Origin of the sequence: Congregibacter sp. (genome assembly GCF_965660375.1) — a bacterium.
Classification (GTDB): Bacteria; Pseudomonadota; Gammaproteobacteria; order Pseudomonadales; family Halieaceae; genus Congregibacter.
Window position 1 is genome coordinate 33433 of sequence record NZ_CBFHZO010000030.1, and the last position, 12689, is coordinate 46121.

Annotated in this window: 13 protein-coding genes; 2 read left to right on the forward strand and 11 right to left on the reverse strand. The window is 58.0% G+C overall.

Annotated features, from left to right (window positions below):
* Positions 1 to 50: 50 nt before the first annotated feature.
* From murJ to ACTG3T_RS02605, 7 genes are all read right to left on the reverse strand, one after another.
* The gene (gene murJ, locus ACTG3T_RS02575) at positions 51 to 1661 is read right to left on the reverse strand and encodes a murein biosynthesis integral membrane protein MurJ (protein WP_439100700.1); all 1611 of its coding nucleotides are present in this window, start codon (positions 1659 to 1661) and stop codon (positions 51 to 53) included.
* Positions 1658 to 2308, reverse strand: a complete 651-nt coding sequence (locus tag ACTG3T_RS02580) for an NUDIX domain-containing protein (protein WP_439100701.1) — start codon at positions 2306 to 2308, stop codon at positions 1658 to 1660. Before ACTG3T_RS02580 ends, murJ begins: the two co-directional genes overlap by 4 nt.
* On the reverse strand, positions 2305 to 3321 hold the full coding sequence (locus tag ACTG3T_RS02585) for an aspartate carbamoyltransferase (RefSeq protein ID WP_439100702.1): 1017 nt from the start codon (positions 3319 to 3321) through the stop codon (positions 2305 to 2307). The genes ACTG3T_RS02580 and ACTG3T_RS02585 overlap by 4 nt, the downstream gene beginning before the upstream one ends.
* A 64-nt stretch (positions 3322 to 3385) precedes the next feature.
* On the reverse strand, positions 3386 to 4834 hold the full coding sequence (gene sbcB / locus ACTG3T_RS02590; RefSeq protein WP_439100703.1) for an exodeoxyribonuclease I: 1449 nt from the start codon (positions 4832 to 4834) through the stop codon (positions 3386 to 3388).
* A complete protein-coding gene (locus ACTG3T_RS02595) occupies positions 4821 to 6344 on the reverse strand; it encodes a fumarate hydratase (RefSeq protein WP_439100704.1) in 1524 nt (507 codons plus the stop codon). The genes sbcB and ACTG3T_RS02595 overlap by 14 nt, the downstream gene beginning before the upstream one ends.
* Before the next feature lie 29 nt (positions 6345 to 6373).
* On the reverse strand, positions 6374 to 7135 hold the full coding sequence (locus ACTG3T_RS02600) for a hypothetical protein (RefSeq protein ID WP_439100705.1): 762 nt from the start codon (positions 7133 to 7135) through the stop codon (positions 6374 to 6376).
* A gap of 110 nt (positions 7136 to 7245) precedes the next feature.
* Positions 7246 to 7869 (reverse strand): urate hydroxylase PuuD, encoded by a 624-nt coding sequence (locus tag ACTG3T_RS02605; protein WP_439100706.1) that lies wholly within the window; start codon positions 7867 to 7869, stop codon positions 7246 to 7248.
* A gap of 199 nt (positions 7870 to 8068) precedes the next feature.
* Between ACTG3T_RS02605 and sodB the strand changes: the two genes are divergently transcribed.
* Positions 8069 to 8647 carry a superoxide dismutase [Fe] gene (sodB, locus tag ACTG3T_RS02610; protein WP_439100707.1) on the forward strand — a complete coding sequence of 193 codons (579 nt, stop codon included), beginning with the start codon at positions 8069 to 8071 and terminating at the stop codon, positions 8645 to 8647.
* 338 nt (positions 8648 to 8985) lie between these two features.
* Here the strand turns inward: sodB and groL are convergent, their stop codons facing one another.
* The 3 genes from groL to ACTG3T_RS02625 all read right to left on the reverse strand — a co-directional run bounded on the left by groL (position 8986) and on the right by ACTG3T_RS02625 (position 11630).
* On the reverse strand, positions 8986 to 10635 hold the full coding sequence (groL, locus tag ACTG3T_RS02615; RefSeq protein WP_439100708.1) for a chaperonin GroEL: 1650 nt from the start codon (positions 10633 to 10635) through the stop codon (positions 8986 to 8988).
* 67 nt (positions 10636 to 10702) lie between these two features.
* Positions 10703 to 10993, reverse strand: coding sequence for a co-chaperone GroES (locus ACTG3T_RS02620; protein ID WP_439100709.1), 291 nt, complete (start codon positions 10991 to 10993; stop codon positions 10703 to 10705).
* A 220-nt stretch (positions 10994 to 11213) separates the two neighbouring features.
* Positions 11214 to 11630: an FxsA family protein gene (locus ACTG3T_RS02625; RefSeq protein WP_439100710.1), complete on the reverse strand. Its 417-nt coding sequence runs from the start codon at positions 11628 to 11630 to the stop codon at positions 11214 to 11216.
* Between the two features lie 44 nt (positions 11631 to 11674).
* Here ACTG3T_RS02625 and ACTG3T_RS02630 point away from each other — a divergent pair, with 44 nt between their 5' ends.
* On the forward strand, positions 11675 to 12019 hold the full coding sequence (locus ACTG3T_RS02630; protein ID WP_439100711.1) for an MGMT family protein: 345 nt from the start codon (positions 11675 to 11677) through the stop codon (positions 12017 to 12019).
* On the opposite strand, the gene ACTG3T_RS02635 is transcribed toward ACTG3T_RS02630, so the two are convergent.
* Positions 12007 to 12689 (reverse strand): MFS transporter (locus tag ACTG3T_RS02635; protein ID WP_439100712.1); only part of this gene is annotated, 683 nt, incomplete at its 5' end. The two genes, ACTG3T_RS02630 and ACTG3T_RS02635, sit on opposite strands and share 13 nt — an antisense overlap.

The window sequence follows — 12689 nt, forward strand, 5'->3', positions numbered from 1 at the left end:
TAAGGCTTGAAAAAAAGGCAGGGCAGTATATCGAAGAACAGCCGGACAGCCTATGCAGAGCTGCCGCCTTCAGCGGCTGGTTTGCTGGTGGTAAACGACGGTGCCCGCAGATCCGCTGGCCGCATGCCCGCAAGCCAGAGCACCAGCAGGTAGCTTACAGCACCAGTAAAGCACACAGCGACGATGCGCAGCGCGCGCTGGCCCCAGGACCAGTCCAGCCACAAGCCCTCAGACGGCGTTGTAAGCAGCAGCACCACAGCCATGCAGGTACAGGCCAGCAGAAGTCGCACAAGGTATTTGCGCCAGACAGGGTCAAAGCGATAAACACCCTCCCGCCGCAGGCCGCGCCACAGAAGAGCGGCATTGAGGAAAGCACTGAGACTGGTGGCCAATGCGAGCCCCACATGACCGACACCGTAGTAAAACGTCAGAGGGACGACGAAGACGATATTCATCGCCATATTGGCGACCATTGCTCTAATACCAATGCGCACCGGCGTCACCATGTCCTGACGGGCATAAAACCCGGGCGCAAGAACCTTGATCAGCATAAACGCGCACAGTCCCAAACTGTAGGCGCGGAGACTCAGGGCCGACATGGCGATATCGCGCTCACTGAGAGCCCCATAGTGGAACAGGCTGATGAGGATCGGCTCTGCCAAAATGAGCAGCGCCAGGGATGCGGGAACGCCCACCAGCAGTACCGAACGCACCGCCCAATCCAGGGTTCTGGCGTAATCATCCTCCCTCGCCGCGGATTTTTGCGCCGAGAGTGCTGGCATGATGACCGTTGCTATCGCGATGGCAAAGACGCCGAGGGGCAGCTCCGTCAGCCGGTCCGAGTAGTAAAGCCACGATACACTGCCAGTGGGTAAAAATGAGGCAAGCACCGTATCAAACAGCAGGTTCAGCTGACTCACGGACACTCCGAACAGCGCCGGGATCATGAGCGTCATTACCTGCCGAACGCCAGGATGGCGGGGCTCCCAGCGGGGCCTGGGCACCAGATCCAGTCGGTAGAGAAAGGGCAGCTGAAAGAGCAGCTGAATGAGCCCGGCAAACAAGACGCCCCAGGCCAGGGCCAAAACCGGTTCGGAAAAATGGGGGGCCGCCAGCAAAGCCGCCCCGATAAGCGAGAGATTCAGCAGCACCGGCGTAAAGGCAGGGACCGCAAACCGGCCATAGCTGTTGAGAATCGCTCCGCACATTCCCGTAAGAGAGATCAGCATGAGATAAGGGAAGGTGATGCGAATCAAATCCGCGGTGAGGGCGAATTTTTGCGGTTGCGCAATGTAACCGGGCGCAAAAACCCCGGCTACCATCGGCGCCGCAAGGAGGGTGAGGGTCGTCAGCACAATGAGCACACCGCCAAGAACGCCTGCTACTCTGTCTACCAGAGCAGCTACCGCCGCCTGACCACCGTTCTCGCGACACTCCGCAAGCACCGGCACAAACGCCTGGGCAAAAGCGCCCTCAGCAAACAGACGCCGGAGAAAATTGGGAATTTTAAAGGCAATAAAGAACGCATCGGCATTCGCACTGGCACCAATAACGGCTGCAAGAATTACATCCCTGGCAAGCCCTAACACCCTCGACAACATGGTCATCATGCCCACCACCGCGCTGGAGCGCAGCAAACCGGGAGAGCTCTTGGGTGTCACTTCGGGTACCCTGGAGTGTTCGCGGAGTCGCTGCTCCAGGCTTGCTTCAGGCGCTCCCCGTGGAGGGCAAACCACTGCAGCGCCACGAGCGTGTGTCCGTTGTTAATCCGATCCTCGGCGAGTAATTCCAGGGCCTCGCACCGGGAAATCCGATGCACCAGAATATCTTCGCCTTCTACTGCTAAGCCACACACCTGACCCACTGCGGCATCAATTACCCGTCCGCAGAACAGCCGCACATGCTCACTACAGGCACCGGCACTTGGGTAATAGGAAGCGATGGGAACCAATGCGCCAAACTCGCAACCGGCTTCCTCCCTGCCCTCACGACGGGCGACGGCCTCATCGCTTTCGCCGGGATCCACAATGCCGGCGATGAGCTCCAGCATCCAGGGGCTTTGCGTATCACGGAGACTTCCGGCGCGAAACTGCTCGATAAGGATCAGAGAGTCTGTCTCCGGTTCATAGGGCAGCACGCCGACAGCATCCCCGCGCTCAAACACTTCCCGCGTGACCGGAGCACACCACCCCCCGTTAAAGCTGCGGTACTCAACGGTAACTTTCTGCACAGCAAAATAACCGTCGAATACCCGTCGATCTTCCAGCGTTCGCACATCAGCGCGATCAAAGCGGAGGGAAAAACTCACGTGAAACGGCCACCGGTATACCAGCTGACGTCCCGGGCGTGCTCATCAACCTGCCCGACCACATCCAGAACCATCGCAAATAGCGCCATGCGCACGAGCACGCCGTTATCGGTCTGCCTGAAAATGGCGAGGTTGGGATTTTCGTTAAGGTCGTCATCAAGCTCCCGGGCTGCTTCCCGCGAGTCCCGGGGCAGCGGATGCATAATCACCGTGTTGGGATCGCAGTGCCGGGTATAAATCTGCTGGTTCAGCCGAAAGCGTCCCCGATAGAGGTTTGCCTCCTCGGGCGACGCAAATCGCTCTTCCTGAAGGCGCGTGCTGTACACAATGTCCACGCTTGAAATCCCCTCTTCCATGGCATCGCTCTCGAGGACCGAGTGTCCAGCGTTACGAAGCGCCTCCACGATTTCCCCCGGCATCTTCAGCTCCTCGGGAGACACCAGTGTCACGCTCACGCCATCAAAGAGGCAGAGCAGCTTGCACAGGCTGTGCACCGTGCGGCCAAAACGCAGGTCACCCACCATGGCGATACGCAGGGAATCAATAGCCCGTCCCTGGGTGGATAGCTCGCTGCGAATGGTGTAAAGATCGAGTAAAGCCTGCGTGGGATGCTCGTTGCTGCCGTCTCCGCCATTGATCACGGGCACCCGACTGGCCGCAGCAAACTCTGCCACGGACCCCACCTCGGGATGCCGCATGGCAACCACATCGGAGTAGCCCGAGAGGACCCGCGCCGTATCGTAAAGGGACTCTCCCTTGGCGATGGCGGAGTTCTCAATGCCCGTGGTCTCTCGAACCTCTCCGCCAAGAAGATTGAAGGCGCTACCAAAGCTCACCCGTGTCCGGGTGCTTGGCTCGAAAAACATGGAACCGAGGATGGCACCCTCAAGGACCCGGGTCACTTTTCGTCGCCGGGCGTAGGGCTGCATGGCATCGGCGACCTCGAACACGGACTCCACGTCGGACCGCTCGAACTGTCCTACGGAAAGGATATGACTGCCCGCAAATTGCATAGGAATCCGCCCCAAAGAAATACTGTGGACGCCCATTATACGGGTCCGGGGACGGAGGCGCCGCTCAGGCCAGCAGGCTGTCGCCCCAACGCTGTAACTCCTGGAGGATATGCCTGTCGCGCTCTGTGATCTGAGCCGCGCTCAGACGCTCATCGATAAGCTTATTGAGGACCTCAAGGGTCAGGCTGCGGCTGTCGCCCTCACTGATGCGAGCGAAGCGGAAATCCTCCCAGCGGAGCCGCTCCTCGTCGCCGAGGGTCTCGGGATAGTTGCGGGCCCGATAGCGAAAGAGCATTTCTTCGAGTCGCGAATCTTCAAAGGCGACAGTAGTGGCTGCAAGATCTTCCGGGGTCAGATCAAGAACCCGGTCCAAAGTCCGCCGATCCTCTCGGGGGATGAAGCCACCGCTGTACAGCATGCGGTCCGGGTCAGACTCGGGCGCCCTGACTGACAGCTCCGACACGGCTCGCAGCTTGTCACGAAGGGCGCCCGGCATGCGCTCCTCGTATGCCCGCAAACGCCTCAGGTTTTCGTGACAGGTGGCAAGATCGAGCCCCGCACGTTCTGTCACCGCGGCGTCCGCCATTTTTTCTGGCAGCAGTACGGGGCAGCGATTGATGTGTACGGACTTGAGTCCGGGTCGCTTTTCGTCATCGCCTAAATCAGCGTTCGCGGTATACAGCAAACGATGCAACTCAGCTGCCGGCAATTCGATGAGCAGTCGCGCTTCAACGCTAAGATCCGCGCAAAGCACTTCATTACGGTTCTGGTGGTGCACCGCCAAAGGAAAGATCAATCCCAGATTAGCCCGATGGGCTCCAAACATACCGGATACGTGCAGTGCCGGTTTGGACATGGGCTCCAACAGCGGCTTTACCGCCTGCTTAAAACGCTGGCGGTACAACCAGTCAAACAAGCGTGGCTGCTTTTCCTTGATAGCGCGGGCCAGTGCAATAGTGGCCTTTACATCAACCAGAGCATCGTGAGCCTGCCCCTGCTCGAGTCCGTTGGCCTTGCAGAGATCCTCGAGGCGAAAACTCGGCAGGCCATCTTCTCTCTTGGGCCAGTTCAGACCCTCGGGGCGCAATGCGTAAGCGGTACGCACCACATCGATAAGGTCCCAGCGTGATCGACCATCACCATACTCCCGAGCGTAGGGATCACGGAGATTCCTATAAAGAGTAGAACGCGTAACCGTGTCATCAAAACGCAGAGAGTTGTAGCCCGCGGCGCAGGTGCCGGGCTGCATAAACTCGGTGAGTATTTTTTCCATGAACTTTGCCTCGACCAGTCCCTGCGCGAGGGCAGTTTGAGGCGTGATACCCGTTATGAGACAGGCATCGGGATGAGGCACGTAGTCCCGGGTCGGCCGCGCGTAAAGCACCAGCGGCTCACCGACAGGGTTCAGATCAAGGTCTGTGCGTAGACCGGCGAATTGCGAAGGTCGATCGTAGCCGGGATCTACGCCAAAGGTTTCGTAGTCATGCCAGTAAAACGTCTCAGATGAGCTCAAGAGCCTGCTCTTCGATAACGCCGCGCCAGTGAGCCGGCCCGGACATATGCACCGAGGTGCCCCGGGTATCTACCGCAACACTGACAGGCATATCCTTCACCTCAAACTCATAGATCGCTTCCATGCCCAGCTCCGGGAATGCGACCACCCTCGAGGAGGTAATCGCTCGGGACACCAGGTACGCCGCGCCACCAACGGCCATGAGATACACGGCCTCATGCTTGCGGATGGCGTCGATGCCGGTAGGCCCCCGCTCGGCCTTACCGATCATCCCCAACAAGCCGGTCTCTTCAAGAATGAAGTCGGTGAACTTGTCCATACGTGTGGACGTGGTGGGTCCTGCCGGTCCTACCACCTCATCCCGCACGGGGTCGACGGGCCCAACGTAGTAGATGAAGCGATCCTTGAGGTCTACGCCGTCGGGCAATCCCTCACCGCTCTTGATCAGTTCCTGCATCTTCTTATGCGCGGCGTCGCGACCGGTGAGCATCTTTCCCGAGAGCAACAGCGTGTCTCCGGGTTGCCAGCTCGCCACTTCGTCGCGAGTGACCGTATCAAGGTTGACGCGGCGAACGTCGTCTCCCGCCTCCCAGCTGATATCCGGCCAGTCATTCAGATCCGGCGGTGTTTGTAATGCAGGTCCGCTGCCATCCAGCGTGAAATGGGCATGGCGAGTAGCAGCACAATTGGGAATCATGGCCACAGGTAGTGATGCGGCGTGCGTGGGAAAATCCTTGATTTTCACATCCACAACCGTTGTCAGGCCGCCCAGCCCCTGAGCCCCAATCCCCAGACGGTTTACCGCATCCATGATCTCCAGACGCAGTTCCTCCACGCGATTCGAGGGGCCCCGTTCACGGAGGTCAAAAATATCGATAGGATCCATAAGAGACTCTTTGGCCAGCACCGCCGCTTTTTCCGCGGTGCCGCCGATACCAATACCCAGCATACCCGGGGGGCACCAGCCCGCGCCCATGGTCGGCACGGTTTTTACCACCCAGTCCACTATCGAGTCCGACGGATTGAGCATGGCGAGCTTGGCCTTGTTTTCGGAGCCCCCGCCCTTAGCTGCCACCCTCACATCGACGGTATCTCCCGGCACCAACTCCATGTGCACCACCGCCGGCGTATTGTCGCCGGTATTTTTTCGCGCACCGGCGGGATCACTGAGAATCGAGGCACGCAGGACATTATCAGGGTGTGTGTAAGCGCGACGTACACCCTCGTTGACCATATCGGCGACGGACAGCGTGGCATCCCAGCGCACATCCATGCCCACCTGCAAAAACACCGTAACGATGCCCGTATCCTGGCAAATGGGGCGGTGACCCTGAGCACACATACGGGAATTGATCAGGATCTGCGCCATGGCGTCTTTCGCTGCGGGGTTTTGCTCCATCTCCCAGGCTTTGTGCACGGCCTGCACAAAGTCCACCGGGTGGTAATAGGAGATAAACTGCAGGGCATCGGCAACGCTGTCGATGAAGTCATCCTGTCGAATCACGGTCATAGGTGGTTCCTTGTCATCAAGCGCTGGCGTTAACCGCCGGCCCCCGGTATCTGCATAGCGCGCAACTGGGATTGCAGTTGAGAAATACTGGCGTTAGTGGATTGACGGAAGGCATTGATGGACTTGATCCATTCCTCATTGCCCCCTACCCGCTTGCCCAGTTTCGCGAGCTCCAGGTCTATTGCATTCAGGGAGTCGGCAACGCGCTCCACTTCCGCCTGACTTGAGCGCGCACTGGCTGCCATTCTCTCCAGGTCTCCGGAGACTTTCTGCAGGCGGGCAATGTCCTGAAGGGCTTTGCCCAGATCAGCCTGAGTGGCTTTTACGGACTGCGTGTTCGCAGCGACGGCTCCATCAGCCCGTTTTGCACCGGCCTCGAGCTTGCCAAGGCGCTCTTTGGTGCTCTTCCAGACGTTGTCCCAGAGCTTGCGCACCTCACTATCCAATTCGCGAATTTTCGCTGCCTGCACCGCCGCGTTCTGATTCATTCCTTCATCAGTGTCAGAAAGCCGGTCCTCGAGATCGCCAATGCGTTTCTCGTAGCGCTCCAGCACATGTCCCGTCTGTGTCAGTCTCTCCTGCAGTTGCCAGGACCAGGTGCAGGCCGCCAGTGCTACCAACAGCGCAATGACCAGCACGATCCCCGAGATCAGGCCAGGTTTGCCTCCACTCTCGGGTTTTGACGTTGACCGCGAACCGCCTCGAGGTCTCGGCACAGCGGCCGAGGGCGCCCCACCCTCGCGGCTCGCACTGATCGAAGGTATCGGTGAAATATCGTCGTCTTTGGACATGGGACTCGGTTTCTGATGCCTGTTTCTAATGAAAGCGGGCGCGATTATATCGCGCCCGCCACTGGAAAGTTACACCCGGCGTAAACCGCCGGACGATGGTCCCGGAACGTTTACAGGTAGGCCATGAGAGCCCAGATCACACCGGTGAGCGCGATGCTCAAATGCACAACACCGACCACACTGGCCATGGGACCCATGCGACCGAACAAGGCATTAAGCTGCAGCAGCACGATGAGACCACAGGCTGCGGCGAAGCCGGTAGTACTCACGGGAATAATCTGTGAAAGATGCTGAGAGCCGAGCATGCCGAACAGCATCGGTCCGGAAAAGAGGGTGTTAGTCCGGGATGCCAAGCCAGCTTTTGCCGCCGCAGCGGGTCCGTCTCCTTCCTTCATACCCAGCACAATCTGCTGCTTGGGCCAGATGACCAACCACACGTTGAGAAACATGAAGGTGCCTGCCAGGGCCCCCATGAGGATCAACGCGCTTACGCCGGTGTTGGCAAAGGCATTCACGAAATGCAGGAGTCCCAGCCCCGTGAGAAAAGTCACCAACGCGCCGTAGCGGAACCATTTCAGGGCTCTGGGAGCGAGTTTCTTCATGGCGTCCGCTTTGGCCGTGGCCTCCGCTTCCTTGAAATACTCCGTTTGCACGAAGTTGAAGTAATACAACATGCCAATCCAGACTAGGCCGGCCAGCACGTGAAACCAACGGATAATGAATTCTACAACCATGTGATTTTGCCCTTTTAAGTTTATGCCGCTCTATAATACACGGGCCGGTGAACACACACATCGGACCCGCGTCGTTTTCCGTATAATCTCTACAACCGTGGCGCCCACCGAAAGGCGAAGGCGGGAACGAGGCTTTCGCTCCTGTCCGTCAGTGCGCGCTACCGTAAATACACCCTCAATGGAGCTTGGAGACTTTTCTATGGCTTTTGAACTACCCGCTCTTCCCTACGAGCAGAATGCCCTTGAACCCCACATCTCGGCAGAGACGCTGGAGTATCACTATGGCAAGCACCACAAGACCTACCTAGACAAGCTCAATGGCATGGTGGCTGGCACCGCAATGGAGTCAGCAAGTCTGGAAGACGTTATTCGTCAGTCCGAGGGCGGCATGTTCAATAACGCAGCCCAGGTCTGGAACCACACTTTTTACTGGAATTGCCTCTCTCCCAATGGTGGCGGTGAGCCCACAGGCAAGCTTGCCGAGGCGATCAACGCCGCCTTTGGATCCCTTGATGAATTTAAAGAGCAATTCTCTGCCGCAGCGGCCGGTAACTTCGGCTCCGGTTGGACCTGGCTCGTGCAGAACGCCGATGGATCTGTAGCCATCAGTAACACCAGCAATGCCGGCTGCCCGATCACTGAAGACGTTACACCGCTACTCACCGTGGACGTCTGGGAGCATGCCTACTACATCGACTACCGCAACGCGCGTCCCAAGTACCTGGAAGCCTACTGGAATCTGGTGAACTGGGACTTTGCAGCCAGCAACATGGCGTAATCGCAAGCTAACCTTAAGCCGCCTCAGCGACAGCTCAGGCGGTTTTTTTGTGCCCACAACTTTATGCCGTCAACAAGGGCACTTTGGAAATCGCCTGCACAAGCGCAGTCCTTACTCCGCGTCGCGCAGGGCGCTCCTGATTGCTGCGTAAGAACTACCCTTGCGCAGGCTGGTACCGTGCGCAGAACCAGAAGCGAGCAAGCGCGGTGTTGTCGATCGAAGCGTAGAAGCGCAAGCAGCGAGAGCGGCAATACCGTGCTTGCTCGCGGACCCTCACGCACAAAAAAGCCCGGGCTGCTAACAGACCGGGCTTTGATAAGACGCTTGGGTAAGCGGGTTTACATCATGCCGCCCATTCCACCCATGCCACCCATATCAGGCATACCACCGCCACCGGCAGGAGCATCATCCTGAGGCGCATCGGCGATCATCACTTCGGTAGTGATCATGAGTCCGGCCACGGAACCTGCAGCCTGCAATGCAGCGCGGGTTACCTTCGCGGGATCGAGAATACCCATCTCGATCATATCGCCGTACTCGCCGCTTGCAGCGTTGTAACCGTAGTTACCTTCACCCTGACGAACCTTGTCGAGAACCACTGATGCTTCATCACCGGCGTTGCCGACGATCTGACGCAAAGGACCTTCCATGGCACGAAGCGCAGCTGCAATACCGTGATTCTGATCTTCGTTGTCGCCCTTGAGCTCCGCAACGGCTGTAATCGCACGAATCAGCGCAACACCACCACCGGACACCACGCCTTCTTCAACAGCAGCACGGGTTGCGTGCAGCGCATCTTCAACGCGGGCCTTCTTCTCTTTCATTTCGATCTCGGTGGCAGCGCCAACCTTGATTACCGCAACACCGCCAGCCAGCTTGGCCACACGCTCCTGTAGCTTCTCACGATCGTAATCAGAAGAAGTATTTTCAATCTGGACACGGATTTCCTTAACACGCGCTTCGATAGCAGCGGCTTCGCCGGCGCCGTCGATGATGGTGCTGTTGTCCTTGTCCATAGTGAAGCGCTTGGCGTTACCCAGATGCTCCAGGGTAGCTGACTCAAGCTCCAGTCCCACTTCTTCCGAAATCACAGTCGCACCCGTCAGGATAGCGATGTCCTGCAACATGGCCTTACGACGATCACCAAAGCCTGGCGCCTTACAGGCAGCGACTTTCACGATGCCGCGCATGTTGTTGACTACCAGAGTAGCCAGCGCTTCGCCTTCAACGTCCTCTGCAACAATCACCAGAGGCTTGGACGCCTTGGCAACCTGCTCCAGCAGGGGCAGCAGTTCGCGGATATTGGAGATTTTCTTGTCCACCAGCAGGATGAATGGGCTGTCGGTGTCGACGCTCATGCTGTCCTGATTGGTGATGAAGTAGGGAGACAGGTAGCCGCGATCAAACTGCATACCTTCAACCACGTCCAGCTCGTTCTCAAGACCCGAGCCTTCCTCAACGGTGATCACGCCTTCTTTACCTACTTTGTCCATCGCGTCGGCGATAATTTCGCCCACAGCAGCGTCAGAGTTGGCAGAGATGGTACCGACCTGTGCGATCGCCTTGTTATCTTCGCAGGGAATGGACGCGGCCTGAATCTGCTCTACCGCTGCGGCAACAGCCTTATCGATGCCGCGCTTGAGGTCCATGGGGTTCATGCCCGCAGCAACGGACTTGAGCCCTTCGTTGACGATGGACTGAGCCAGTACCGTCGCGGTGGTGGTTCCGTCGCCGGCTACGTCAGAAGCCTGGGAAGCGACTTCCTTGACCATCTGCGCGCCCATGTTTTCAAAGCGATCCTTCAGCTCGATTTCCTTGGCCACGGAAACGCCGTCCTTGGTCACTGTCGGCGCACCGAAGGACTTCTCCAGAATAACGTTACGGCCTTTGGGTCCCAGAGTCGCCTTGACGGCGTCCGCGAGGACATTTACACCTGCCAACATGCGCTGGCGTGCGTCGTCAGCAAACAATACGTCTTTAGCTGCCATGATTTGTTCCTTTAAGTCTTTCTAAAATTGAATGTCGTGGGATGGTTTGGCGATGTGCTTACCCGGCTTACTCTACGACCGCGTAAATCTCGCTCTCGCCCATGATGATCAGTTCTTCACCATCAACCTCAATGGTGTTGCTGCCGGCGTACTGACCGAAAACGACGGTGTCTCCGACTTTTACTGCCAGCGCACGGATCTCGCCATTGTCCAGCACCTTGCCGTCGCCAACGGCGACAACCTCTCCCTGGTTGGGCTTTTCTTTTGCGGAACCGGGCAGAACGATGCCTCCGGCTGTGGTTTGTTCTTCTTCGTTGCGACGAATGACCACACGGTCATACAGCGGACGGATCTTCATTGCTTCAAATCTCCAATCAATCGACTTTAGGGGACCCCGAAGCGGGGGACTGACTGGTTTATGGGGTGTTAAAAAAGGATTTCAAGAGGTTTTTGGCAGTCTTTTAGCCAGAGTGCTAAATATTTTTCACAGGCTGGCATCGCTGACCTTGGCGGCCCGCGCAAAAAACCATAAAAACCAATAATTACAGCGACTTACAAAAAACCACGAAAACCTGCGATCAATCGTCATCCAGGCGACGAAATTCGCCCTCGATAGGGTCGCCGGGGCGGGCTTGGAAGGCGGGGCCCGGTTCTTTGCTGCCGCCTAGCGCCGAGAAGAGCTTCCGACGCAGGGGTCCGAACAGCACCAGGGCAGCGATCACGTCGGTAATAAGACCAGGCACAATCAACAGCAGCCCTGCCAGGCCCATGGCGAGCTCATCGGCGAGGAGTCGCTGGGGTAACATCGCCGCGCCACTGCTCTGAGCAGCCCGCAGCTTGTTAACAATCTCCATGCCCTGGACCCTGAGTATCGTCAGTCCCAGCAGAAAGGTGGCCAGTACGTAGAGCATTGCCTGAAAGGCACCGATGCGGCCGCCCAATTGAATCAGCGTAAAAAGCTCCAGCCAGGGAAGCAGTATAAAAATCCATCTCATTATCAAAGTATGGGGGCTCGCTGCGCGTTTGCAAGCCGTGAGCCATGATCACGTACAATCCCCACATGACTGACAAACACGCCATGGACAGCGATCTGGATCAGCGCATCTGGCTGACGGTGTGTGCAATCCCCCCAGGGAAATTATCAACCTATGGCGACGTGGCAGAGCGCGCCGGACTTCCCGGCGCGGCGCGACGCGTCGGTGCGGCTCTTCGCAAACTGCCCGAAGGCAGCAAGGTGCCCTGGTACCGGGTGGTTAACGCCAGCGGAAAGAGCTCTTTACCACAGGGCTCTCAGGGAGCAGACCGCCAACGCGCACATCTCGCCGAAGAGGGCGTGCTCCTCGGCGCGGGCGGCGCTGCGATACTCAGGCGCTATCGCTGGTAGCTCTCTGATCGCTTGTGGCGATCAACGTACATTAAGACACCCACGAGCAAAATAGCGGGGATGCCCAGTCCCGCGGCGATCACAAAGAACGGTCCATAGCCTGAACTGTCCACCACCCATCCGGAAAACCCCGACAGGAACTTGCCGGGCAAAGTCATGAGCGAACTGAACAAGGCATATTGGGTCGCGGTATAACTACGATGTGTCAGGCTTGAGAGATAAGCAAGAAACGCGGTGCTCGCAATGCCGCCGCTGAGATTATCCGCGCTGATCACCAGCGCCAGCCACAGCAGTGCCGGCGCGCCGTCGCCCTCCAGCCCCGCTAGCACGGCAAAAAGCAGATTCGTGCTCGCGACCATAATCGCACCCAGCATCAGCGGCCTGAGCAAACCGAAACGCATGACCAGAACCCCGCAGAGCGCGGACCCTGCAATGGTCATGAAAAATCCAAACAGCTTTGCAACGCTGGCAATCTCCGACTTGCTATACCCCAGATCGAGATAAAACGGGTTGGCCATGACGCCCATTGCGATATCGCTCAGACGGAACACCGCGATAAACAACAGGAGGACAAACGCGAAGGGGCCAAAGCGCTGGAGGAACTCCAGAAACGGACAGATAACCGCGCCTAACAGCTGACGCTGCCACAGGGAACGCTGCTCGAGATGCA